The sequence below is a fragment of the Fusicatenibacter saccharivorans genome, from assembly GCF_027667425.1.
Classification (GTDB): domain Bacteria; phylum Bacillota; class Clostridia; order Lachnospirales; family Lachnospiraceae; genus Fusicatenibacter; species Fusicatenibacter saccharivorans.
Window position 1 is genome coordinate 220,904 of the sequence record NZ_JAQEGR010000002.1, and the last position, 26,119, is coordinate 247,022.

Here is a 26,119-nt window from a genome sequence, read left to right on the forward strand (position 1 = left end):
ATGGCAGAAGATTTTATGACGGCTGCGGTAAAACGCGTAGAAGCACAGTTTGAAAAAAGCGGCGTTTCCGAAAACTGTGCAGCATTTGAAAGAAAAGAAAACCAGATCGAGATGCGTGACGGCGTGAAGCTTCACACGATCTATTATTTTCCAAAAGAAGACACGGCAGAAGAAAAAACATATCCTGTCATTCTGACCCGTACCTGCTATCCGGGCAATGACCGCATTCACCGTGCCTACGGAGAAGGACTGGCACGCAGAGGCTACGTATATGTGTACCAGTACTGCCGCGGCCGGGAGAATTCAGAAGGAAAATGGGAACCGAACATCAATGAGCGGAAGGATGGCATTGACACCATGAACTACCTTGTAGAACAGCCATGGTGCGAGATTTTGGGCTACTGGGGCCATTCCTACACAAGTATGACCGGCTGGGCTTTCGCCGATGCTGCGGAGGGGAAAGTTGCCGCAATGTTTCTGGAGGACTATGGAACGGATCGTTTTACATCAGCCTACGAGAAGGGCTGCTTCCGCCACGATATCTTAACCGCCTGGTCGATGGAAAATGCGGAAAAACCAGTGAATGCTGACTATCGCGAAAGCTGCCGTTATCTGCCGCAGATTGAAGTGGACGAGGCGCTGTGGGGACAGCGTGTTCCGTCCTACCGCGAATACATCACAAGCCCGAACCCGGATGCGGCGCTCTGGCAGACGGGCTGGTGGAAACAGTTGCGGGAAATTCCATCAAAAACGAAGGTTCCGATTTATCTTTTAAGCGGTTGGTACGATCATCACCACGGCAGCAGTATGAAAACGTGGGAGCGGCTGAACGAGGAGACAAAACAGCACAGCTGGCTCGAAATCGGCGCCTGGAACCACTTTTTCCAGATCTGCCTCGAGGGCAAAGAGGTGATGCACCCGCAGAATGAAGAAATTCCGAAGATGCTGGAATGGTTTGAGCTGACGCTGAAACAAAAAGAAATCCCGACGCAGCGGATCCGTGCCTATGAAATCGGCGCAGACCGGTGGATGGATACCGTGTCCGACGGACTGGGAGAAAAAGGAACTGCGGGAAGCATGACGTTGTATCTGGATGAGAAAACACTGCGGACAGACACGCCGGAACAGGAAAAAACGAGGAACTACACGTTTGACCCGGCCACTCCCGTCGAGAGCATCGGAGGAGAAGCCCTTCTGCATACGATGCCGCAGATCGGCAGCCATCTCCAGCCGGAACCGGACTATCGTGAGGATGTCCTGAGCTTTGTATCAGAACCGCTGGAAGAAACTTTCACGCTGAACGGAAAAGCCTCCGTCCGCCTGTTCGTGGAAAGTGACTGCGAGGATACTGCATTCACAGCGAAAATCATGGAGGTAACGCCGGAAGGAAAAGCTTACAACATCCGTTCCTCGATTGCAACGCTGGAGCAGGGAAAAACAGAGGCCGGGACCTATGAACCGGGCAGCGTGGCAGAGGTACAGATTACTATGTGGAATATTGTATACACGATTCTAAAGGGTTCCCGCATTCGTGTAGATGTTTCTTCTTCCGATTTTCCACAGTATCATGTTCACAGCAATCAGAAAGGGCTGTGGTCGGAAAAAACAGAGAATAAAATTGCACATCAGACGATCCACACGGGCGGAGTGCACGCATCCTGTGTGATTCTGCCACTGATGAAAAAACAGTGAACTGTAACGGTAAGACGGACATAGGGGAAAATCAAAAAGAAAAAAGTAGCACAATCCATTCTTTTGTGGTATAGTGAAAATACTATAGGTTTTGCGGTAAACCTAACCAGCGGACCGCGTCATGAAATCAAAAGAACAGGAGAAAAGCTATGGAGAAAAAGTGGTGGCATAAAACAGTCGGATATCAGATTTATCCGAAGAGTTTTCAGGATACCAACGGAGATGGAATCGGAGATCTGAAAGGTGTGATCCGTCATCTTGACAAAATAGAAAAACTGGGAGCCAATGTCATCTGGCTCTGTCCGGTGTTTGCATCCCCGATGGTGGACAACGGATACGACATTTCCGATTACATGGACATTGACCCGTCGTTTGGAACGATGGAGGACATGAAGGAACTGATCGCAGAGGCAAAAAAACATGGCATCCGCATCCTGATGGATCTTGTCGTGAACCATTCCTCGGATCAGCACGCATGGTTCCGGGCGGCACTCAAAGATCCGTTTGGAAAATACGGAAAGTATTATGTGTTCCGGGAAGGAAAAGACGGCAAAGAGCCGAACAACTGGCGGTCGATTTTCGGTGGCAGCGCATGGGAGAAAGTACCGGGATATGATAACCTGTATTATCTCCACATTTTCACGAAAGAGCAGCCGGATCTCAATTGGGAGAATCCGGAACTTCGGGAAGAAATTTATGAGATGATTTTAAATTGGATGGATCTGGGACTTGGCGGATTCCGTCTTGATGCGATCAGCCATCTGAAAAAGAATTATCAGTACACCAACCTTCCGCCGGATGGACCGGACGAGTACAATATGGCGTTCGAGTATTTCAACAATGTAGACGGTCTTGCCGACATTTTGCGTGAAATGAAGGAGCGCACCTTTGCGCCGACCGATGCGCTGACGATCGGAGAGTACGATCACATGGCACCGGAGGATGTGGAGGATGTGATTGGGGAAAACGGCAGTTTTTCGTCTGTTTTCGATTTCTGCCACACCTTCGACAATGTGCGCAACCCGAAATGGGGCAATACCGTGGCATTGTTTGACGATTATCGTGATCAGCTTTTTGCGGCGCAGAAAATCGTGGATGGCCGCGGTATGCTCTGTAACTTCCTCGAAAATCATGACAAACCGCGCAGTATTGACCGGTTCCTGATGCCGGAAGACCAGAACCGTTACAGTGAAAAAATGCTTCCGGTCACCAATTTCTTCCTGCCGGGTATTGTATTTCTGTATCAGGGACAGGAGATCGGCATGCGCGACGACCCGAAACAGTCCATTCATGGATTCGTCGACAAACCGACGTTTGCTATTTATGACCGTCTGATTGCCGAAGGAAAAACGGATGCGCAAGCGCTCGAGCAGATCAATCGTGAGAGCCGCGAGCACAGCAGAACTCCGATGCAGTGGGATGCATCTGCCGAAGCGGGATTCACAACAGGTACGCCGTGGTTCCCGGTGAATAAAAACTATACGGAACTGAACTATGAGGCCGAGGAAAAAGATCCTGATTCCCTGCTGTGGTTCTACCGCAAAATGGTGGCAGTAAGACGACGTGAAGATCTGGAAGAAACCTTCCTCTATGGAACGCTGATTCCGGAATACGAGACAGTAAGCGGCGTTCTGGCGTACCGTAGAAAGGATGAGAAGAATCACATTCTGATTCTGACCACTTCTCTCGCAGATGGCATGGCACTGCCATTTGCAGATACAATCGAAGAAGTACTTCTGAATAACTATGACACCTGCGAGGCGGGCGAGGGAACGATCCGTCTGCAGCCGTATCAGTGTCTGGTGCTGAAGGTGAAGGAATAGTTGCAAAAACTATAGCAAGACCCGAAAATAATGCAAAAAAGGCAGTGCTGCAGAGCTGAATTTTTTGCATTATTTTCGGGGATTGCTATAAAACAAAAACTGCGGTTCTGCGGGAGCATATGCTTTGCGGAACCGCAGTTTTTTCACAGATAGTGAATTAAAATCTCCCCTTGACATACTCCCTGGAAAACGTAAAAATAGAATTAAAATGTGTGGGAGAGCAAAAGGAAAAGAGTATGAAAAAACAGGAGAAAAAAACAGGTCTGGAAGAATTCCTGAAAGGGGGTCAGGAGACGCTGCCGGGATTTCGGTTTCAGATCTATCGGGCAGAAGAAAAAAGATCACTATGGAATGCGGATTTTGAGCTTCTCTTTCTGCTGAAAGGTGACGGAAGAGTCAGCTACGAAGATGGTGTTGTGTATCAGATTAGGGAGAAAGATCTTTTTGTTGTGAATGGATTTCAGATTTGTTCGATTGATCTGAATGAGCAGGGGATTCTGCTGTCGCTGAAAATGAGTGCAGATGCGATTGCGTCCGTTCATATTGAGTTTTTAAAATATGAGATTGAATGCAGATCCTTTTTGTTCACGGAGGAGCAACAGGAAGTGTTTGATATAATCCGCAGTGATCTGGCGCGGGTTTTTCAGGAAGCATACAAAAACGATATGATGCAGCCTGTTAATGCGCGCAGTCGGATAACGGCGCTTCTTGAGGATCTTTCGAGGTATTTTGCTGCCGGTGAACGGGTGAAACATTCCAGGAGCGGTCGTGAACGGATTCAGATGGCGTCGGATTATATTCTGCAGCATTATAAAGAAGCAGTCACGCTAGAGGATTTGGCGGACCATATTTATCTGATTCGGACATATATTTCGCGGAGCTTCCCGCGGTATTTTGGTGTTTCGTTTCTGGAATACATAACGCAGGTACGTCTGGCGCATGCAATTCTTGATATGCATGGAGATGCGACGCTCACGGAGATCGCGTACAATAACGGATTTTCCAATGCTATAAGATTACGCGCGAACAGGGCAGCCCATATGACTGCTGGGCGGCAATGGGTGCGCCGGAGGCAATGACATCGGAAGAGAAGGAAATGATATGTCACAGTGCAGATCCGGAGTACCGTGTCTGGCGGGAAACGGTGGGAGAGGAACAGGTTCTTTCTGTTCAGGAACATTTGAAGGTACATGAGGTTGCATGTATAGAGATAATTTGCCTGAATCATCATCGATAATTGCACTAAAAAATATGAAAACATGATAATAAAACAGAAAAAGACAAGAAAATGAGAAACAGCGTGTGGAAAGTGAGTAGAAAATTGCCCCAAAAATCCCTATACTGAGAAACAGAACAAAGGTCGTAGGCGCATGGTACGGCCGCAAAGAGGGCGGAAGAGAGAAGGAGATTCATCCGTAGCCTCAAAAAGGTATGGGAGGACAAAACAATGGCAGCAAAAGAACAAACTTCAGCCAGGCAGAGCCTGACCGAAAAAATCAGCACGAAAGAAAAGATCAGCTACGGATGCGGAGATCTGGCCAGTAACCTGATTCTCGTGCTGACATCCACATTTGTAGCGTATTTCTACACCGACGCACTGGGATTAAACGCAGCAATCATCGGAAGCATCATGATGTTTTCCCGTTTTGCAGACGGTGTCACCGACATGCTCATGGGATATGTCATGGACCGCGTCAAAACGAAATACGGAAAGGCAAGACCATGGCTGTTATGGCTGGCAATACCGATTGCCGTAGCATGTGTGCTTGTATTTCTCGTTCCAAACACCGGAACCGTCGGAAAGTATATTTACGTAACGATTACATATAACCTCGTTACCACTTTCCTTTACACGATGATCAACATTCCTTACGGCGCACTGACATCCTTGATGAGCCGTGATCAGGGACAGAGAACGGTCATCAACGTTTTCCGTATGTTCATGGCACAGTTTGGTTCCCTTATCATCAATGCTTCTACCCTTCCACTGGTCAACAAAATGGGCGGAAGCAGCCACCAGAAGAGCTGGATTATCGTATCTGCTATTTACGCAGTCGTTGCAGCAATTCTGTTCCTGGTCTGCTTCAAAAACACCAAAGAGCGTGTTACCGTATCTTCCGAGCAGAAAGAAGGAGTCAACTTTGTGCAGTCTCTGAAACTGATCTTCAAAAACAGCCAGTGGCTGCTGCTCTGCGGCATCTGGATTACCATGTGCCTTGGCATGGGTGCCAGCGGTGCGGTTGGAACCTACTATGCAAAATATATCCTGATGAATGAGAACATGGCAGGATTTATCTCATCTGTTTCCATTATTCCGGTGTTGATTCTGATGCCGTTCTGTGTACCGCTCAGTCTGAAATACGGAAAACGAAATGTAGCTCTGGCTGGAACATTCTTCAGCATTGCAGGACAGATTCTGATGGTTATCAATCCGACCAACGGAACATGGCTTCTGGTATGCTCTTTGATCAAAGGTGTCGGATCTGCAACTCTGACAGGAACCATCTTCGCCATGGTAGCCGATACCATTGAGTATGGCGAGTGGAAAACAGGAACTCGTGTGGAAGGTATGCTGTATTCGACCACAACCTTCGGCGCAAAAGTGGGAAGCGGACTTGCGAGCGCCGTTGCACTGTGGATTATCTCAGCAGCAGGCTATGACGGACTTGCTGCAACTCAGACCGCAAGTGCACTTTCTGCAATCAAAACCCTGTATCTGTGGGTTCCGATTCCGTTTTATGCAATTATGATTCTCTTCTATGTATTTTACAAACTTGACAAGATTTATCCGCAGGTAATGGAAGAACTGAAGGCAAGAGAGGCAGCAAAAGAAAAATACTAAAACAAAAACCGAAAAATTGGTCCCACAAAAGGAGAAGATCTTTTTGCGGGACCTTTTTTGTGGTACAATACAACAAAAAAAATCTATCATGAGGTGTGAAATGGAAAGAGACAACAGAGACGAAGACATGATGCTGAAAGGAACAAAACAGGAAATGCCGGGATTTCGTTTTCGGCTACTCCGGCCGGAGAAGAAACGGGAACTGTGGAATCCGGATTTTGAACTTTTATTTCTGCTTCGTGGGAGCGGAAGAGTCAGCTACGAGGACGGGGAAGTTCACAATCTCCCGATGGGATCTATCTTTGCGATCAACCGGTTTCAGATCTGTGACCTGGATCTGGACGAAGACGGACTTGCTCTGTCGCTCTGCGTTTCAGCGGAGACGATTGATTCATTTCACATTAAGCTGCTGAAATGTGAAGTCAAATGTCAGTCGTTTTTTTATATGGAAGATCAGCAGGAAAAATTTGATTTGATCCGGCGGGATATGGCACGGATCTTTCTTGAGATGTACAAGAATAATGAGGAACAACCGATCTATATGAAAAGCCGTGTGACGGCGCTTCTGGAGGATCTGCTTTTTTACTTTACATCCGGGGAAAAGGTGGAACAGGGCCGGGGCGGAAGGGAACGCATTCAGCGGGCATCAGACTATATTCTGCAGCATTGCCGGGAAGAGATTACGCTGGAGGATCTGGCGGATCATCTTTATCTGAGCCGTGCCTATATTTCACGGAGCTTTCCGCAGTATTTCGGTGTATCATTTCGGGAGTACGTGACGCAGGTGCGCCTGGCGCATGCCGTACAGGAAATGCACAGCGGCGCAACGCTGACGGAGATTGCCTATCACAATGGATTTGTCAATGAGACGGCGATGATCCGCGCATTCCGCAAATACCGCGGTATGACACCGAGCGAATACCGGAAGCAGATGGAATATACAGTAAAACAGCGTGAAAAGAAAGGAAAAGAGCGGGAAGAGGCGGCGGGAGACCATGATATTTTCCAGAGTCTCCTGCAGTATGCAGCGGTCACGGAGCAGGAGATTGAGACGATAAATGAGAGTGCCGTTTCCGTGACAGCGGCAGTAAACGGACGGAAACCAAGAGTGGCAGGCCACTGGAAGCGCGTGATCAATGCTGGCTATGCGGCAAGTGTGCTGAACCGCGAGGTGCAGGATGAGCTGGAACAGCTGGTGCAGGAGCTCGGCTATGAGCTGATCCGCGTAAAAGGAATTCTTGATGATGATATGTGCGTACTTCGGCGGAATATGTGGGGCGAGATTCAGTTCTGCTGGAACTATATTGATGAGGTGATCGATTTCATCCTTTCCACGGGAGCGAAGCCGTTGCTGGAATTCGGCCATATGCCGTTGCTGCTGGCAAAAACAGACCCGGGAAGAACGATGCGTCCGGCGCTAAGCAGCTCTCCGCGAGATCTGGCTGAGTGGCGCATGCTGATCAAAAACCTGATGGAACATCTAAGGGAACGGTATGGAATCAACCAGATGCGGCGCTGGATTTTCAACCCGTGGATCAGCGGAGACGTGATCACGATTGATGGAGGAGATGAGTTCTTTGAGACGTGGAAAGCATCGTACGAGGAGATGAAACGTGTGAGCCCGGATCTTGTAACATGTCTTTCCTTTGGTCTTGGACCGGAGGAACATCTCAAAGCCTTTATCGAAACTATGAAGGAAAAGGAATGTGTGCCGGAAATTTTTGCATTCCGCTCGTTTGGCACGGTGATCTATGGAGAGGAAGAGGAGAAAATGAATCTGATCCAGAACAACGAGAGCGTCAATATGATTGTGAGCCGCGACCCGGATTTTCTGCGGAACCGCGGGGAGAAGGTAAAAGGTCTGCTGCAGAAGGCTGGGCTTGGTGCACTGCCGGTTCTGGTGGATGAGTGCAGCAGCAACATCTGGCAGAGGGATCTGTGCAACGATACCTGTTATAAAGCGGCATGGCTGTTTAAAAATCTTCTGGAAAATGAAGAGGCGCTGCAGGGAATTGCGTATTTCTCGGTCAATGACCGTTTGGATGAAGTATTTCCGGCGCGGGAAACGTATCATGGAGGTTTTGGGCTGTTCACGATGAACGGCATTCCAAAGGCGGTCTGCACTGCGCTGCGGCTGCTCGGCAGAATGGGATCTCGTCTGGTGAAGCGTGGGGACGGCTATTTTATCAGCACGGAGCCGGAGAAAAACCAAAGCCAGATTTACCTGTACAACTATGTTCACTACGATATGCTGTACCGCTACCGCCATGCCGTGAATATTTCCCGCACGGACCGTTACCGCGTATTCAATATGGGGGAAATCCGGACCTTTTCAGTGAAACTGACCGGACTGGAACCGGGAAAATATTGCCTGCGGCTGTATAAAGTGACAAAAGAGCACGGCAGCAGCTACGATGCGTGGGTGCGGATGGGAGCTCCGGAGCGGATGAACCGGATGGAGCGCGCGATGCTGTGCCACAGTGCGGACCCGGAATACCGTGTCTGGGAGCAGGAAACCGACCCGGAAGGCAGCCTCACGGTGCAGGAACGCCTGGAGCCGCACGAGACGGCGCTGATTGAGGTGGAGCAGATTCTGTAAAATCTTCAAAAAATTGCACTCGCGGTGGGAGAATACAGAGAAAGAGTGGAAAAAAAGCAACAATATAAGAAGATCTTGCGACAATTCGAGTAGAAAAGGACGAAAATATTGTTTATACTGAAAACAACATAAATGCTAAATTCTACAGAAAAGAGGTATTTCAAAATGGGGAAAATATTTGATTACGATGGCGTGCCGGTGCTGCATACCACATCCGGCGATTTAAAAGGTTATTTTTATGACGGTGTTTACATTTACAAAGGAATTCCGTATGCATACGCAGACCGTTTCCAGATGCCGGTTCCGTCCAAATGGGATGGCGTGAAGGATGCGACAAACTACGGCTTTGTATGCCCGCTTCAGAACCAAGATACACCGAACGGCGAGCTTATGGTTCCGCACCGCTACTGGCCGCAGGATGAGCACTGCCAGTCCTTAAATATCTGGACAAACAAACTTGATCCGGAAGCCAAAAAACCGGTTCTCGTATGGTTCCACGGCGGTGGATACGCAGCGGGATCTTCCATCGAGCAGGTTGCGTATGACGGCGTCAGCATCGCAAAGAAAGGTGATTCGATTCTTGTTTCTGTCAACCACAGACTGAATATTTTAGGATATCTGGATCTGTCTCCGTTTGGGGAAAAATACAAAAACTCCGCAAACGCAGGCCACGCCGATATGGTGGCAGCCCTGCAGTGGGTACATGACAATATTGCCCTGTTCGGCGGCGATCCGGAGAATGTAACCATTTTCGGCCAGTCCGGCGGCGGAATGAAGGTGATTGACCTGATGCAGATTCCATCAGCAGACGGCCTGTTCCAGAAAGGCCTTGTCATGAGCGGTGTTATGGAGGACGATCCGCTCGGCGCAGGAGAGAAAGACGGCACGGAGATTATTACGGCAATGATGAAAGCGCTCGGCTTTGACGATGTGGCTCAGCTGGAAACTGTACCGTATCCGCAGCTTGCTGCTGCATATGCAAAAGTGGCTCCGGCGATTGCACAGAGTGGCGGCTACATCGGCGGCGGCCCGAAAAAGGGCGATTACTTCTATGGAAATCCATTCGACGCAGGCTTCCGTGAGCATGCACATCAGATTCCGATGATGATCGGAACCGTATACGGCGAGTTCGCAACGTTTGCACCGGCAGCTTATGATAAGAACAAACTGACAGCGGAAGAGATTCTGGAAATCCTCAAAAAGGTTTATGGAGACAATGCCGAAAAGGTTCTGGACGCTTTCAAAGAAGCATATCCGGAGAAGAACGGCGTAGATGTTCTTGCCATCGACCGTGCAATGCGTGAGCCGACCGTAAAACTTGCCAAACTGTTCGCAAAAGGCGGCGGCAAAGCATATCTCTACAACTTCGCTCTGGAATTCCCGTTCCAGCACGGCAAGCCGGCATGGCACTGCTCCGATATCCCATATTTCTTCGGAAACGCAGATCTCGTAGAAATTTGTGGCATCCCGGATGTCAGCGATAAACTGGAAAGCGAAATCTTCGGAGCACTTCTCGCCTTCGCAAAGAACGGCACCCCGGATCATGCCGGACTCCCGCACTGGCCGGAAGTAGAAGCAGAGGATGCGGATACCATGGTGTTTGACCGCAAAACGGAAGTAAAACACAACTACGATGATAAAGTGTTTGCAGAGATCAACAAAGTTCTGAAACCATGGAGCTTTATGGACATGATGGCTGACAATATTCAGCATTAAAAAGAACGATTCGACGCGGCATAAGCGAAATCGGGATGGAGCTCTGAAATATTAAAAAATTAGAATAAAAAAAACCGCCTGTTTGATTTGAAAAATAAAAAAATCAAACAGGCGGTTTTTTCTGAAAATTCGGTGCTTTCAATCACATCTAAAGTATTATTCTAACAGGGTCACGGAAGAAAAACCAGTAAAAAACGGATTGTACTGAAAAAAATACAATCTGTTTTGTTGACACACTTGAAAAAACATGATAATCTAGAAAATGCACTATTATGGCAAGATATGCCTAAAACCTTTTGTTCAGGCATGAGCGGTAATAAATATATTATAACACAAGGGGTGACAACGTCAATGGAGAAAAACAGAATACGTCCGATACCTACCGGAAAAAGTATGCGAATGAGTTACCAGAGACAAAAAGAAGTATTGGAAATGCCCAACTTGATTGAAGTCCAGAAGGATTCCTATGACTGGTTCCTGAGAAGCGGACTCAAGGAAGTCTTTGATGACATTTCACCAATCTCCGACTACGGCGGACGGCTGAGCCTTGAATTCGTAGACTTTACACTGTGTGAAGATGACGTAAAATACTCAATCGAAGAGTGTAAACAGCGTGACGCTACTTATGCGGCACCGTTAAAGGTAAAAGTAAGATTATATAATAAGGAAAAAGACGAGATCACAGAGCACGAAATTTTCATGGGTGATCTGCCGTTGATGACAGCAACAGGAACATTCGTTATCAATGGTGCAGAGCGAGTAATCGTCAGCCAGCTGGTACGTTCCCCTGGTATTTATTACGGCATCGCACATGATAAGCTCGGAAAGAGACTGTTCTCCTGTACCGTAATCCCGAACCGTGGAGCATGGCTGGAGTACGAGACCGATTCCAACGACGTCTTCTATGTCCGCGTAGACCGTACCAGAAAAGTTCCGATTACAGTCCTCATCCGTGCACTTGGAGTAAGCTCCAATGCAGAGATCGTAGAGCTGTTCGGTGAAGAGCCGAAGATTCTTGCAAGCTTCACCAAAGATACTTCCACCAACTATCAGGAAGGTCTTCTCGAGCTGTACAAGAAAATTCGTCCGGGCGAGCCTCTCGCAGTAGAAAATGCAGAGAGCCTCATCATGAGCATGTTCTTTGACCCGCGTCGCTATGACCTGGCAAAGGTAGGCCGTTATAAATTCAACAAGAAACTTGCACTGCGCAGCCGTATCCGCAACCAGATCCTCGCTGAGGATGTTGTAGATCCGTCCACCGGTGAAATCCTTGCAGAAAAAGGCACCACCGTTACTCTGGAACTCGCAGACAAGATTCAGAACGCAGCAGTACCGTATGTATGGATTCAGACAGAGGAGAGAAACGTAAAAGTTCTTTCCAACTTAATGGTAGATCTGAAAGCATGGGTAGATGTTGACGAGGAAGAACTTGGCATCAACGAGAAAGTATACTATCCGGTTCTGGAAAAGATCCTGGAGGAAAATACCGATATCGAAGAGATCAAACAGGCGATCAAACGTGACATTCACGACCTGATTCCGAAACATATCACAAAGGAAGATATTTTCGCTTCCATCAACTACAACATGCATCTGGAATACGGCGCAGGAAATGCCGATGATATCGACCACCTGGGCAACCGTAGAATCCGTGCCGTAGGTGAGCTGCTTCAGAACCAGTACCGCATCGGTCTGTCCCGTATGGAGCGTGTGGTACGTGAGCGCATGACAACACAGGACATCGACGGAATTTCTCCGCAGTCCCTGATCAATATCAAACCGGTTACAGCTGCAATCAAAGAGTTCTTCGGATCTTCCCAGCTGTCCCAGTTCATGGATCAGAATAACCCGCTTGGAGAGCTGACGCACAAGAGACGTCTTTCCGCCCTTGGACCTGGCGGTCTGTCCCGTGACCGTGCCGGATTCGAGGTTCGAGACGTACACTACTCCCATTACGGAAGAATGTGCCCGATCGAGACTCCTGAGGGACCGAACATCGGTCTGATCAACTCTCTGGCATCGTATGCGCGCATCAACGAGTATGGCTTCGTTGAGGCTCCATACAGAAGAATTGACAAATCAGATCCGAAAAATCCGCGTGTTACCGACGAAGTAGTCTACATGACCGCAGATGAAGAGGATAATTACCATGTAGCACAGGCAAATGAGCCGCTGGATGCAGAAGGACACTTCCTCAACAAGAACGTTTCCGGACGTTATCTGGATGAGACCCAGTCCTACGAGCCGCACATGTTTGATTACATGGACGTGTCTCCGAAGATGGTATTCTCCGTTGCTACGGCGCTGATCCCGTTCCTTCAGAACGACGATGCGAACCGTGCGCTGATGGGATCCAACATGCAGCGTCAGGCCGTACCGCTGATGATCACCGATGCTCCTGTTGTAGGAACCGGTATCGAAGCAAAAGCAGCCGTAGACTCCGGTGTCTGCGTTGTTGCGAAAAAAGCAGGAACCATTTCCTATTCCTGCTCCAACGAGATCCGCATGAACAACGATGACGGAACAAAAGATGTCTACCATCTGACCAAATTCATGCGAAGCAACCAGAGCAACTGCTACAACCAGAAACCGATCGTATTTAAAGGTGACCATGTAGAGGCCGGCGAAGTAATCGCAGACGGTCCGTCTACCTACCAGGGCGAGCTTGCTCTTGGTAAAAACCCGCTGATCGGATTTATGACCTGGGAAGGATATAACTACGAGGACGCCGTTCTTCTTAGCGAGCGTCTGGTACAGGATGATGTTTACACTTCCATCCACATCGAGGAGTACGAGGCAGAGGCCCGTGACACCAAGCTTGGACCGGAAGAGATCACAAAAGACGTTCCGGGCGTCGGCGATGAAGCCTTAAAAGACCTGGACGAGCGTGGAATCATCCGCATCGGTGCAGAGGTACGTGCCGGTGATATTCTGGTCGGAAAAGTAACTCCGAAGGGAGAAACCGAGCTGACCGCAGAGGAGCGTCTGCTCCGTGCCATCTTTGGCGAGAAAGCAAGAGAAGTACGTGATACTTCCCTGAAAGTACCGCACGGTGAGTATGGTATCATCGTGGACGCCAAAGTATTTACCCGTGAAAACGGCGACGAACTTTCTCCTGGAGTAAACCAGGCAGTCCGCATCTACATCGCACAGAAGAGAAAAATCTCTGTCGGCGATAAGATGGCTGGTCGTCACGGAAACAAGGGTGTCGTTTCCCGTGTACTTCCGGTAGAGGATATGCCGTTCCTGCCGAACGGACGTCCGCTGGACATCGTGCTGAATCCTCTGGGTGTGCCGTCCCGTATGAACATCGGACAGGTGCTGGAGATCCACCTGAGCCTTGCAGCAGCAGCGCTTGGATTTAACGTATCCACCCCGATTTTCGACGGCGCAAACGAGAAAGATATTCAGGATACCCTGGAACTGGCAAACGATTATGTAAACATGGAATGGGATGCATTCTCCGAGAAATATAAAGATATTCTGCTTCCGGAAGTATATCAGTATCTGGAAGAGCATCTGGATCACAGAGAACTGTGGAAGGGTGTTGATATCGCAAGAGACGGTAAGGTACAGCTCCGCGACGGACGTACCGGTGAGCCGTTCGATGGAAGAACGACAATCGGACACATGCATTACCTGAAACTGCATCACCTGGTAGACGATAAGATTCATGCCCGTTCTACCGGCCCATACTCCCTCGTTACACAGCAGCCTCTGGGTGGTAAAGCTCAGTTCGGTGGACAGCGTTTCGGAGAGATGGAGGTTTGGGCTCTTGAGGCGTACGGTGCATCCTACACGCTGCAGGAGATCCTGACTGTGAAGTCTGACGATGTGGTTGGCCGTGTGAAGACATACGAAGCCATCATCAAGGGCGACAATATTCCGGAGCCTGGTATTCCGGAATCCTTCAAAGTATTGTTGAAAGAGCTGCAGTCCCTGGCACTCGATGTCCGCGTACTGCGTGATGACAATACCGAAGTTAAAATTATGGAATCAGTTGATTACGGTGATACCAACCTGAACCACATCATCGAGGGAGACCGTTACTCTGACAGAGAGGACGAGAGATTTGGTGACTATGGATTCTCCAAGAAAGAATTTGACGGAGAAGAAATGGTAGATGTGGAAGAGGATGAAGAAGAAGACTCTTATCTTGATCTGGATGAAAGTTCAGATGATGACATGTAACTTGTAGATCTTCGCTTTGCGAGGAAAGGGGTAATCAAATGCCAGAAACAGCAAAAAAAGAAAATTACCAGATGAGCTTTGATGCCATCAAAATAGGACTTGCCTCCCCGGAGAAAATCCGGGAGTGGTCCCATGGCGAGGTAAAAAAACCGGAGACCATCAACTACAGAACGCTGAAACCGGAAAAAGACGGTCTGTTCTGTGAAAGAATCTTCGGACCAAGCAAAGACTGGGAGTGCCATTGCGGTAAATATAAGAAAATTCGCTACAAAGGCGTAATCTGCGACCGATGCGGCGTAGAAGTAACAAAATCCAGTGTGCGCCGTGAGCGTATGGGACACATTGAGCTGGCAGCTCCGGTATCCCACATCTGGTATTTCAAAGGAATTCCGTCCCGTATGGGACTGATCCTGGATCTGTCTCCGAGAACTCTGGAAAAGGTTCTGTATTTCGCAAACTACATCGTTCTTGATGCAGGCGATACCAAATTACAGTACAAACAGGTTCTGACCGAGAAAGAATACCAGGATGCCAGAGAGGAGTTCGGAAACAGCTTCCGTGCAGGTATGGGTGCGGAATCCATCAAAGAGCTTCTGATGGCAATCGATCTGGAAAAAGAGTCTGCTGAATTAAAGGCAGGTCTTAAAGATTCTACCGGACAGAAGAGAGCCCGCATCATCAAGAGACTTGAGGTTGTTGAGGCATTCCGTGAGTCCGGAAACCGTCCGGAGTGGATGATTCTTGATGCGGTTCCGGTTATTCCGCCGGATCTGCGTCCTATGGTACAGCTTGACGGAGGACGTTTTGCAACATCCGACCTGAATGATCTGTATCGCCGTATCATCAACCGTAACAACCGTCTGAAGAGACTGCTGGAGCTCGGTGCACCGGATATCATCGTGCGCAACGAGAAACGTATGCTCCAGGAGGCAGTTGATGCCCTGATCGACAACGGCCGCCGCGGCCGTCCGGTAACCGGTCCTGGAAACCGTCCTCTGAAATCTCTGTCCGACATGCTGAAAGGTAAATCCGGCCGTTTCCGTCAGAACCTTCTTGGTAAACGTGTTGACTACTCCGGCCGTTCTGTTATCGTCGTAGGACCGGAACTGAAGATTTACCAGTGCGGTCTGCCGAAAGAAATGGCAATCGAGCTGTTTAAACCGTTCGTTATGAAAGAGCTGGTTTCCAACGGCACTGCACATAACATCAAAAATGCAAAGAAAATGGTCGAGAAACTCGAGCCGCAGGTATGGGACGTTCTCGAGGACGTCATCAAAGAGCATCCGGTTATGCTGAACCGTGCCCCTACCCTGCATCGTCTGGGTATCCAGGCGTTCGAGCCGATTCTGGTAGAAGGTAAAGCGATTAAGCTGCACCCGCTGGTTTGTACCGCATTCAACGCCGACTTCGACGGTGACCAGATGGCTGTCCATCTGCCGCTGTCTGTAGAAGCGCAGGCAGAGTGCCGTTTCATGCTTCTTTCTCCGAACAACCTGCTGAAACCGTCCGATGGTGGTCCGGTAGCCGTTCCTTCCCAGGATATGGTTCTTGGTATCTACTATCTGACACAGGAGCGTCCGGGCGAGAAGGGCGAAGGAAGCTTCTTCCGCGATATGAACGAAGCCATCCTGGCATACGAGAACGGATACATTACCCTGCAGACCAAGATTACCATCCGCTGCGAAAAAGAGATGGAAGATGGTACTGTAATGCAGCAGAACGTAAGCTCCACACTCGGAAGATTCCTCTTCAATGAGATTCTGCCGCAGGATCTGGGATACGTAGACCGTACGGTTCCGGGTAACGAGCTTGCGCTTGAGGTTGATTTCCTCGTTGCAAAGAAACAGCTGAAACAGATTCTGGAAAAAGTCATCAATACACACGGAGCTACCAAAACCGCAGAGGTTCTGGACTATATCAAGGCAACCGGATATAAATACTCCACCCGTGCAGCCATGACCGTATCCATTTCCGATATGACCGTGCCGCCGCAGAAGCCGGAGATGCTCGCCGAAGCACAGGCAACGGTAGACAAGATTACAAGAAACTTCAAACGTGGTCTGATTACAGACGAAGAGCGTTACAAAGAGGTTGTAGATACTTGGAAGAAGACCGACGATGCGCTGACAAAAGCACTGCTCGACGGACTGGATAAATACAACAACATCTTCATGATGGCTGACTCCGGAGCCCGTGGTTCCGATAAGCAGATCAAACAGCTGGCCGGTATGCGAGGACTGATGGCCGATACAACCGGACATACCATCGAGCTGCCGATCAAGTCAAACTTCCGTGAAGGTCTTCAGGTACTGGAATACTTCATGTCCGCACATGGAGCACGAAAAGGTATGTCCGATACCGCGCTTCGTACCGCCGACTCCGGTTACCTGACCCGTCGTCTGGTAGACGTTTCTCAGGACCTGATCATCCGTGAAATCGACTGTGCCGAGGGCAAGGACGAAATTCCGGGTATGTGGGTCAGCGAGTTCACAGACGGAAAAGAGCAGATCGAGAGTCTGCAGGATCGTATCACAGGCCGTTTCTCCTGCGAGACGATCAAAGACAAGGACGGCAACGTCATTGTAAAAGCAAACCATATGATCACCCCGAAACGTGCTGCCCGTGTCATCAAAGACGGCATCAACGAGAACGGTGAGCATTATACAAAAGTAAAAATCCGTACCATTCTTACCTGCCGTTCCGGTAACGGAATCTGCGCAAAATGCTATGGTGCCAACATGGCAACCGGCGAGGCAGTACAGGTTGGTGAGTCTGTCGGAATTATCGCAGCACAGTCGATCGGTGAGCCTGGTACACAGCTGACCATGCGTACCTTCCATACCGGTGGTGTTGCCGGTGGAGATATCACACAGGGTCTTCCTCGTGTCGAGGAGCTTTTCGAGGCAAGAAAGCCGAAAGGACTTGCCATCATCACCGAAATCGCCGGTGTTGCACAGATCAAAGACACCAAGAAGAAACGCGAAATCGTTGTTACCAATCCGGAAGACGGCGTATCCAAGACATACCTGATCCCTTACGGATCCCGTATTAAGATCGCAGACGGAACTGTTCTGGAAGCCGGAGACGAGCTGACCGAAGGTTCTGTCAACCCGCACGATATCCTGAAGATCAAAGGTGTACGTGCCGTTCAGGATTACATGATCCGCGAGGTACAGAGAGTTTACCGTCTGCAGGGTGTAGAAATCAACGATAAGCATATCGAGGTTATCGTTCGCCAGATGCTGAAGAAGATCCGCATCGAGGAGAACGGAGATACCGAATTCCTTCCGGGCGACATGGTAGACTTCCTGGATTACGACGAGACCAACAAAGCTCTGATCGCAGAAGGCAAAGAGCCGGCAGAAGGAAAACAGGTACTGCTTGGTATCACAAAAGCATCCCTGGCATCCGATTCCTTCCTGTCCGCAGCATCCTTCCAGGAGACCACCAAGGTTCTGACCGACGCTGCTATCAAGGGTAAGGTTGACCATCTGGTAGGCCTGAAAGAGAACGTTATCATCGGTAAACCGATCCCGGCCGGTACCGGTATGAAGTGCTACAGCAACATTCATCTGAATACCGACAGCATGATCGAGGAAGAAGAGGACGAGGATCTGATTCTGACCGAAGATCTTGAGGACGATGCTCCGGCAGCTCCGATGGCAGAAGCTCCGGTTGAAGAGCCGTCAGCTGAAGAGGAAGAGCCGATGCTCGACTTCGACTTTGAGGAAATGATTCCGTCAAAGGATGATACCGAGGAGTAAACCCTTCAACAAATAATAGCAAGGATTCTCCCACCTCTATAGGTGGTGAGATGAATTGCAAATAAGAAAGTTAACGGCAGTGGCGGGCGGAGAGAAATCGGTATCCCCCACTGACATGAGGCAAACCACAGTCAGCATTCTGCTGACATGTCAGACTCTGTGAAATTACCGACTGTGGATTGAAACAAGGTTAAAAAATAAATATGTCATTTGTGAAAAGCAGAGAATTTTCGGTTCGCCGGGGTCTCTGCTTTCCTTGTGTTTTCGGGAGCATTTTGTTACAATGGAGACAGAAAAGAGGGAAGCCTATGTGGATAAAAAAATTACCTGGCATCGTGGCAAATGCGGCGGTACTGATTCTGGATATATTTGTGATTCTGATGATTGCAGCGCTGTTTCTCCACCAGCAAACGGCGGGAGAGCGTGTGAAAGAGACGATTACGCGTTTTTCCACGACATCGGAGGAGTATTATTCCGAGGGAGAGGCATACAGCCAGAAGAGCGACCGGGTGCATACGTATGCGGTGAAAGAACAGTCTAAATAAGAGGAAAAGATGAGGTAAACTATGCTCCAGAAGTGGAAAAGAAAAGGAAAAAGATTCCGCCATGTGGAAAAAGACGGAGAAGAGACGACGGAGCTTTCTGTGAAAATACGGGCGGCAAAATTTCGTGATCTGCCGATGAGTCTGCGGATTCTGATCGTGAATCTCAGTCTGTTTCTGATTCTGTGCGCCGTATTTTTTATGGCAGGCGCGTATCTGTATGCGCCGCAGGCGGCAGGACGGAATTATGTGGAAGCATGCCTGGCAGGAGACTGGAACAGTGCATACGATGTATGCCAGTTCCCGGACAGCACGTTTCTGTCGCGGAAGAACTACGTCAATGCAATGACCTGGAAAGCAAAACAGGACGGCACTGACGGGCAGGAAACACCGGAGATCAAGAGCTTTTTCATGCGCAGAAAACAGAATCTTGAGACCGGGGAAAACAGGATTTATACTGTGCGGTACACGTTAAAAGGCATGAGCGACTCGCAGGAAGAAACATTGGAGATCGCCGTCGGGGATACCGTAAAATGGAACTTCAAAGAGTGGTACGTTGTGCCGAAAGACAGCTGCGTGACGGATGTCGAAATCACCGTCCCGGCGGATGCCTCGTTCTATCTGGACGGCGTGCAGGTCGGGAAAAAGTATTTAAAAGAGACAGCAGATAACGTCAGCATCTACAAAATCCCGTATCTCTTCCTCGGCGGCCACACCATTGAACTGACCGAAAAACAGAAAGACCCATACCGCGAGATCGTCCTCGTGCAGGACAACAGCAGCATGGAATTCCTGCCGGATTTAAAACTCAACGATTCCACCGGCAAAACCATCGCCGACCGCGCAGAAGAGTCCCTGGACAAGGTATTCACAGCCGCAGCCGCCGGAAAATCCTTCAGCACCATCAAAAATGAATTTTCCGCCGACACCGCCGTACAGAAAACCGCCAAAGAACAGTACCAGCAGCTCTGCGATGCCTACCTGAACAGCGACACCAACACCGGAATCACCAGCATCACCGTGAGCAGCGTCTCCACAACCGTAACCAACGAATCCAACCAGATGAAGATCGAAACCAACGTGACCGCTGCGATCGAGCGACGAACCCGTTTCCTCCATTTCTTCCGCAAAACCAAAATAGAGACCGTCACCTGGAAACTCGAGTCCGTTGTGACGCTGGAAAACGAAAAATGGGTGATGGGCAGCGATTTCCTGACTAAAATAGGACATGAGGCATAAGGTGTTTGCTTCCGTTGTTCTGGCAACGTTAAAACTTTGCAGTTACTCTTAAGCAGAGAGGATAATCAGGCTGGACAGGTGAAAGACCTGTGATTTGGTGGCAAAGCACCAGAAAGAAACCAGGTTTTTTAAAAGAGAGTGACAAAGAGTGATTTTGTATCCGCTTTTACCATGGGTGCAGAGTCACTCTTTTTTTGTGACAAGATGTTAAGAAACGATAAACATTAATTTACCAGAAGTGGAAAAATGTAAGAATTTGTGCCTTGCATCTTAGGTCAGATCACGTTATGATAGTAAGTAGAAAAATGTCGAAAAACGTTTGTGTTACGATGGAAGAAAGTTCCGCAAAGGGGCGGGACGATGGAGTATAAACAGATCATATGGAAAGAAAATCATTGAAACAGAGAAGAAAGCAGATGCGCCGCAGACAGATGATGCAGAAAGTATCACGGATTTCCCTGTGTGTGGTAATCGGCCTTCTTTTTCTTGCGCTTATCTGGAAATTTGCGGGAGCGCAGCTTGCGAAAAAAGGAATTGTACTGAGTAATGACACAGCCGCAAAGACGGTGAGCGAGACGGCGCCGGAGGCGGAGGACGGATCGGGAAATGCGGGAATTAAGAAGCTTGCGGAGACCACGCCGCCGAATGAGACGCCGGGATGGCAGTACAGCTCGTCGGGCTGGTGGTACGCAACGGATGCCACAACGTACTACGTCAACGGCTGGGCAGATATCGACGGAAACCAGTACCATTTTGATTCCAATGGTTACATGGCGACCGGCTGGAAAGCGATCGGCGGAAAAGGCTGTTACTTTGATGACCAGGGTGTTTACCAGCCAGACCGCAACGGCTCGATGATGGTAGCCCTGACCTTTGATGACGGCCCAGGCGTCTATACCAGCACGCTTCTCGATACGCTGGAGCAGTACGGGGCACAGGCGACGTTCTTTATGCTCGGCAGCAATGTGGAAAAATACGGTGCAGATGTGATCCCGCGCATGGCGGCGATCGGCTGTGAGCTTGGAAACCACTCCTATGCGCATCCGAATATGAAAGAACTGAGCACCGACGACGGCCTTGCCCAGTTCCAGATGACGGATGATCTGATCGCCCAGTACAACAACGGACAGGGTGCAACTGTCATCCGTTTCCCGTATGGAAACAGCACCGATGAACTGCTCGCATCTATCGGCCGCCCGAGCATCATGTGGGATGTCGATACCCTGGACTGGCAGACAAAAAATGTACAGGCAAACATCAGCGCCGTTCTCGACAGTGTAAGCCCGGGAGACATTATCCTGATGCATGATATCCACGAGACGACCGTAGAATCGTGTGCAACGATCGTGCCGGAGCTGATCAACCGCGGGTATGAGCTTGTCACGATTCATACTCTTGCAGCGGCAAACGGCGTGGATCTTGCAGCGGGAGAGACGTATTACGGCTTCCATGGCGGAACGACAAACGAATAGAAAACAGAATAGAAAAACGACAAAGAACCGCCGGTTTACTCTCAAATCAAGAGTGAACCGGCGGTTCTTATGTCATTTTATGAAAATTTATTTCATTGCCGCTCTCTTACGAAGTCTGGAATCCAGCTCTTTCTTACGGATACGTAAGGAAACCGGAGTAACCTCAAGAAGCTCGTCCTTGTCGATGAAGTCCAGAGCCTGCTCCAGGGAAAGGATTCTCGGCGGAGTCAGACGCAGTGCCTCGTCGGAAGAAGAAGTACGGGTGTTGGTCAGGTGCTTCGTCTTGCAGACGTTCAGCTCGATATCCTCAGCCTTACCGTTCTGTCCGATAACCATACCGGCGTAAACCTTCTCGCCAGGTCCGATGAACAGAGTACCGCGCTCCTGTGCGGAGTACAGACCGTAGGTAACGGACTCGCCTGCCTCGAAAGCAATCAGGGAACCCTGTTTGCGGTATTCAATGTCGCCCTTGTACGGTGCGTAATCTTCAAACTCGGTGTTCAGGATACCAGTTCCTTTGGTGGAGGTCATGAAGATTCCACGGAAACCAATCAGGCCTCGTGCCGGGATTTCGAACTCCAGACGGGTGGAACCATCGCTTGCGCGGCTCATGCCGTGAAGCTCGCCTTTACGCTCGCTGAGGAGCTGGATGACAGTACCGGAGAACTCGTCCGGAACGTCAACGTATGCGATTTCCATTGGCTCGAGTTTGCGTCCGCGCTCGTCCTCTTTGTAGATAACCTCTGCCTTACTTACTGCGAACTCATATCCCTCACGGCGCATGTTTTCGATCAGGACGGACAGATGCAGCTCACCACGGCCGGAAACCTTGAAGCAGTCTGCGGAATCAGTCTCCTCGACGCGGAGAGAAACGTCAGTGTTCAGCTCACGCATCAGACGGTCACGCAGGTGGCGGGAAGTTACGTATTTACCTTCTTTACCGGCCAGCGGGCTGTCGTTTACGATGAAGTTCATGGAAATAGTCGGCTCGGAGATTTTCTGGAACGGGATGGAAACCGGGTTGTCCAGATCGCCGCAGAGAGTATCTCCGATGTGGATATCCGGGATACCGGAAACAGCAACGATAGAACCGATGCCTGCCTCAGTAACCTCTACTTTTTTCAGTCCGTCAAATTCATACAGTTTGCTGACCTTTACTTTTTTCTTCTTGGTCAGATCGTGGTGGTTGACCAGCATAACGTCCTGGTTCACGCGGATCGTTCCGTTTTCAACTTTGCCGACACCGATACGTCCAACGTATTCGTTGTAGTCGATGGTACTGATCAGAAGCTGTGTGCCAGCTTCCGGATCGCCGGTCGGAGCCGGGATGTATTTCAGAATGGTCTCGAACAGAGGTGTCATATCCTTCGGGGTGTCGTTCAGATCGAGTACTGCATGACCCATCTTTGCGGATGCGTACAGAAACGGACAGTCAAGCTGTTCGTCAGATGCATCGAGGTCCATCAGAAGCTCGAGCACTTCGTCGATAACTTCGTCCGGGCGTGCCTCCGGGCGGTCGATTTTGTTGATGCAGACGATAACGGAAAGATTCAGCTCAAGTGCTTTTTTCAGCACGAATTTGGTCTGCGGCATAGCGCCCTCGAATGCGTCTACAACCAGAATAACGCCGTCTACCATTTTCAGAACTCGCTCAACCTCGCCGCCGAAGTCCGCATGGCCTGGGGTGTCGATGATGTTGATTTTCGTTCCCTTGTAGTAAACTGCTGTATTTTTGGAAAGAATGGTGATTCCACGCTCACGCTCGATATCGTTCGAGTCCATGACACGTTCCTGAACCTCCTGATTGGCACGGAAAACGCCGCTCTGTTTCAGAAGCTCGTCTACCAGTGTAGTTTTACCATGATCGACATGGGCGATGATGGCAACGTTTCTTACATCTTCTCTCGTTGTTTTCATTTCTTCATTCCTCTTCCTATGGGTTGACCCTGCCGGGTTCAATTTTTCAAAATTTCAAGCCGGCCGGGAATGTTTATCACAGCACAAAGGCAGGTGCCTTGCCGTTTTGTCTCTGCTGGATGCCTGCCTATCTGAACTATTATAGCACAGAACAGAGAAAAAAAACAGGGAAGATGTGACATTTTTTGTATTGCAATGGTAGAAAATACGAAGCATGTGGTGCGGTTTTTACAGAAACATATACAAAAAATTGGGCAGAATGCTGATTTGAATAGAAATAAAAAAATCTGGAAAAAAGTGGTTCTGAAAAAGAAATGTGGTTCATACATTAGGATTATAGATCAGCAAAGTACCGATCAGAAATCAATATTCAGAAAGAAAAGACAAAGGAAGGGGATTTTCATTATGGCAGACAAGATGATTGAAAACAATCAGGTGGTTATCATGGGAGAGATTGTCTCCCCGTTTACATTCAGCCATCAGGTATTCGGAGAGGGCTTTTACCTCGTCGATGTGATGGTCAAGCGGTTGAGTGAATCGCAGGACATCATTCCGGTGATGGTCTCCGAGCGGCTGGTGGACGTATCACAGGATTACCAGGGTGAGTGGATCTGCATCAGCGGTCAGTTCCGGTCCTACAACCGCCACGAGGAGAAGAAGAACCGTCTGGTACTCTCCGTATTTGCGCGGGAATTAAGTTTCGTGGAGGAAGAGGACGATTCCGTCAAATCCAACCAGATTTACCTCGATGGATACATATGTAAACCGCCGGTCTACCGGAAAACACCTCTGGGAAGAGAGATCGCCGACCTTCTGATCGCGGTCAACCGTCCGTATGGAAAATCAGATTATATCCCGTGCATCTGCTGGGGACGGAATGCGCGGTATGCCTCTGCGTTTGCCGTGGGCGGCCACGTTCTCATCTGGGGACGGATCCAGAGCCGGGAATATATGAAGCGGCTGAGCGAGACGGAAATGGAAAAGCGGACCGCATATGAGGTTTCGGTGAGCAAGCTGGAATATAGTGAGAGTTAAAGCGCGATCCGCTGTTGACAAGAAAATTTAATGATGCTATAGTAAAAGCAGAACTGAAGTGGATAGAGGTCGCATTACTTCAAGAGTACCTTTTCGGATGCCTCAGCAGCAAAAGAAGAAGAGGAAAAGGGAAGAATGCCGAAGGACATCCGGCGCTGAACCGGTATGCTCCTGGGCGCAGGTTGAAAAAATCTGCGACTGTCATCGAGAGATGGAGAGCTATCTGATCATAGATACTGCGTATGTGTGAATTTGGAGGCGATCTTATCTGGGATGAGGCGCCTCTTTTTTTAAACGGAAAGTGAAATTTTCCGTGGGAGATAAGCTCCGGCGACTGATTTCTTATGGTTTTATCTGACACAACATACAGGAGGAAAAGAGAATGTCTATTTTTAAAGGTGCAGCTGTTGCAATTATCACACCGATGACCGAAACACAGGAAGTGAATTACGAAAAACTCGGAGAACTGATTGAGGAGCAGATCGCCGGCGGAACTGACGCCATCGTTATCTGCGGAACCACCGGTGAGGCTTCGACCCTGTCCCATGAGGAGCATCTGGATGCCATCAAATATACCGTGGAAAAAGTAAATCACAGAATCCCGGTAATTGCAGGAACCGGCTCCAACAGCACGGAGACAGCAATTTATCTGTCTCAGGAAGCAGAAAAATACGGCGTGGACGGACTTCTTCTCGTTTCTCCGTATTACAATAAAGCAACACAGAAGGGCCTGATTGCACACTTTACCGCAATCGCAGACAGCGTCAAAGTGCCGGTCATCCTTTACAACATTCAGGGCAGAACCGGCGTAAACATTGCACCGGAAACGATCGTCTATCTGTTCAACAACGTTGAGAATATCGTTGCAGTCAAAGAGGCTTCCGGAAACATTTCCCAGGTCGCAAAAATTATGCAGCTGACCGATGGAAAGATCGATCTGTACTCCGGAAACGACGATCAGGTTGTGCCGATCCTTTCCCTTGGCGGAAGCGGTGTAATCTCCGTTCTTTCCAACGTAGCACCGCGTGAGACCCACGACATGGTACAGAAATTCCTCGACGGCGATGTGGCCGGATCCAGAGAAATCCAGCTGAGAGCACTGCCGCTCATCGATGCGCTGTTCTGCGAAGTAAACCCGATTCCGGTAAAAGCAGCGCTGAACCTGATGGGCAAAGAGGTTGGACCGCTTCGTCTGCCGCTGACCGAGATGGAGCCGCAGAACCAGGAGCGCCTGGCAAAGGCTATGAAAGATTTTGGAATCAAACTGGCTTAAGTTAAGAATACACG

The 26,119-nt window shown here is 49.3% G+C and carries 14 protein-coding genes and 1 riboswitch; of the genes, 13 read left to right on the top strand and 1 reads right to left on the bottom strand.

The window, feature by feature from the left end; all coding sequences use genetic code 11:
* The 11 genes from PGS38_RS03090 to PGS38_RS03140 all read left to right on the top strand — a co-directional run bounded on the left by PGS38_RS03090 (position 1) and on the right by PGS38_RS03140 (position 21,880).
* Positions 1–1,692, top strand: coding sequence for a CocE/NonD family hydrolase (locus tag PGS38_RS03090; protein WP_119197882.1), 1,692 nt, complete (start codon positions 1–3; stop codon positions 1,690–1,692).
* 149 nt (positions 1,693–1,841) lie between these two features.
* Complete coding sequence (locus tag PGS38_RS03095) at positions 1,842–3,515, top strand: alpha-glucosidase (protein WP_119197883.1); 1,674 nt, start codon at positions 1,842–1,844, stop codon at positions 3,513–3,515.
* A 236-nt stretch (positions 3,516–3,751) separates the two neighbouring features.
* Positions 3,752–4,594 carry a helix-turn-helix transcriptional regulator gene (locus PGS38_RS03100; RefSeq protein ID WP_119197884.1) on the top strand — a complete coding sequence of 281 codons (843 nt, stop codon included), beginning with the start codon at positions 3,752–3,754 and terminating at the stop codon, positions 4,592–4,594.
* A gap of 368 nt (positions 4,595–4,962) precedes the next feature.
* Positions 4,963–6,357 (top strand): MFS transporter, encoded by a 1,395-nt coding sequence (locus PGS38_RS03105; protein ID WP_119197886.1) that lies wholly within the window; start codon positions 4,963–4,965, stop codon positions 6,355–6,357.
* Between the two features lie 100 nt (positions 6,358–6,457).
* Entirely contained in the window at positions 6,458–8,956 is a 2,499-nt protein-coding gene (locus PGS38_RS03110) for a GH39 family glycosyl hydrolase (RefSeq protein WP_158568555.1), read from the top strand.
* Between the two features lie 165 nt (positions 8,957–9,121).
* Positions 9,122–10,672, top strand: a complete 1,551-nt coding sequence (locus tag PGS38_RS03115) for a carboxylesterase/lipase family protein (RefSeq protein ID WP_117761434.1) — start codon at positions 9,122–9,124, stop codon at positions 10,670–10,672.
* Between the two features lie 351 nt (positions 10,673–11,023).
* Positions 11,024–14,863 carry a DNA-directed RNA polymerase subunit beta gene (gene rpoB, locus PGS38_RS03120; RefSeq protein WP_117510452.1) on the top strand — a complete coding sequence of 1,280 codons (3,840 nt, stop codon included), beginning with the start codon at positions 11,024–11,026 and terminating at the stop codon, positions 14,861–14,863.
* 38 nt (positions 14,864–14,901) lie between these two features.
* A complete protein-coding gene (rpoC, locus tag PGS38_RS03125) occupies positions 14,902–18,627 on the top strand; it encodes a DNA-directed RNA polymerase subunit beta' (protein ID WP_117510453.1) in 3,726 nt (1,241 codons plus the stop codon).
* Positions 18,628–18,935: 308 nt separating this feature from the next.
* Positions 18,936–19,172: a hypothetical protein gene (locus tag PGS38_RS03130; RefSeq protein WP_055266947.1), complete on the top strand. Its 237-nt coding sequence runs from the start codon at positions 18,936–18,938 to the stop codon at positions 19,170–19,172.
* Positions 19,173–19,193: 21 nt separating this feature from the next.
* Positions 19,194–20,408, top strand: a complete 1,215-nt coding sequence (locus PGS38_RS03135; protein WP_118660028.1) for a hypothetical protein — start codon at positions 19,194–19,196, stop codon at positions 20,406–20,408.
* A gap of 380 nt (positions 20,409–20,788) precedes the next feature.
* Positions 20,789–21,880: a polysaccharide deacetylase family protein gene (locus PGS38_RS03140; RefSeq protein ID WP_117761431.1), complete on the top strand. Its 1,092-nt coding sequence runs from the start codon at positions 20,789–20,791 to the stop codon at positions 21,878–21,880.
* A gap of 87 nt (positions 21,881–21,967) precedes the next feature.
* Here PGS38_RS03140 and typA read toward each other — a convergent pair whose 3' ends face one another.
* The gene (gene typA / locus PGS38_RS03145) at positions 21,968–23,797 is read right to left on the bottom strand and encodes a translational GTPase TypA (RefSeq protein ID WP_177269638.1); all 1,830 of its coding nucleotides are present in this window, start codon (positions 23,795–23,797) and stop codon (positions 21,968–21,970) included.
* Positions 23,798–24,202: 405 nt separating this feature from the next.
* Between typA and PGS38_RS03150 the strand changes: the two genes are divergently transcribed.
* Both PGS38_RS03150 and dapA read left to right on the top strand, forming a co-directional pair.
* Positions 24,203–24,832 (top strand): single-stranded DNA-binding protein, encoded by a 630-nt coding sequence (locus PGS38_RS03150; protein ID WP_055220802.1) that lies wholly within the window; start codon positions 24,203–24,205, stop codon positions 24,830–24,832.
* Between the two features lie 55 nt (positions 24,833–24,887).
* Positions 24,888–25,062: riboswitch (Lysine riboswitch) on the top strand.
* 152 nt (positions 25,063–25,214) lie between these two features.
* On the top strand, positions 25,215–26,105 hold the full coding sequence (dapA, locus tag PGS38_RS03155) for a 4-hydroxy-tetrahydrodipicolinate synthase (protein WP_022461866.1): 891 nt from the start codon (positions 25,215–25,217) through the stop codon (positions 26,103–26,105).
* The last annotated feature ends 14 nt before the right edge of the window (positions 26,106–26,119 follow it).

Excerpts from the sequence above, each read along its gene's own strand:
- PGS38_RS03090 (WP_119197882.1), top strand. The coding sequence starts at position 1 with ATGGCAGAAGATTTTATGACGGCTGCGGTAAAACGCGTAGAAGCACAG.
- PGS38_RS03095 (WP_119197883.1), top strand. The coding sequence starts at position 1,842 with ATGGAGAAAAAGTGGTGGCATAAAACAGTCGGATATCAGATTTATCCG.
- PGS38_RS03100 (WP_119197884.1), top strand. The coding sequence starts at position 3,752 with ATGAAAAAACAGGAGAAAAAAACAGGTCTGGAAGAATTCCTGAAAGGG.
- PGS38_RS03105 (WP_119197886.1), top strand. The coding sequence starts at position 4,963 with ATGGCAGCAAAAGAACAAACTTCAGCCAGGCAGAGCCTGACCGAAAAA.
- PGS38_RS03110 (WP_158568555.1), top strand. The coding sequence starts at position 6,458 with ATGGAAAGAGACAACAGAGACGAAGACATGATGCTGAAAGGAACAAAA.
- PGS38_RS03115 (WP_117761434.1), top strand. The coding sequence starts at position 9,122 with ATGGGGAAAATATTTGATTACGATGGCGTGCCGGTGCTGCATACCACA.
- rpoB (WP_117510452.1), top strand. The coding sequence starts at position 11,024 with ATGGAGAAAAACAGAATACGTCCGATACCTACCGGAAAAAGTATGCGA.
- rpoC (WP_117510453.1), top strand. The coding sequence starts at position 14,902 with ATGCCAGAAACAGCAAAAAAAGAAAATTACCAGATGAGCTTTGATGCC.
- PGS38_RS03130 (WP_055266947.1), top strand. The coding sequence starts at position 18,936 with ATGTGGATAAAAAAATTACCTGGCATCGTGGCAAATGCGGCGGTACTG.
- PGS38_RS03135 (WP_118660028.1), top strand. The coding sequence starts at position 19,194 with ATGCTCCAGAAGTGGAAAAGAAAAGGAAAAAGATTCCGCCATGTGGAA.
- PGS38_RS03140 (WP_117761431.1), top strand. The coding sequence starts at position 20,789 with ATGGAAAGAAAATCATTGAAACAGAGAAGAAAGCAGATGCGCCGCAGA.
- typA (WP_177269638.1), bottom strand. The coding sequence starts at position 23,797 with ATGAAAACAACGAGAGAAGATGTAAGAAACGTTGCCATCATCGCCCAT.
- PGS38_RS03150 (WP_055220802.1), top strand. The coding sequence starts at position 24,203 with ATGGCAGACAAGATGATTGAAAACAATCAGGTGGTTATCATGGGAGAG.
- dapA (WP_022461866.1), top strand. The coding sequence starts at position 25,215 with ATGTCTATTTTTAAAGGTGCAGCTGTTGCAATTATCACACCGATGACC.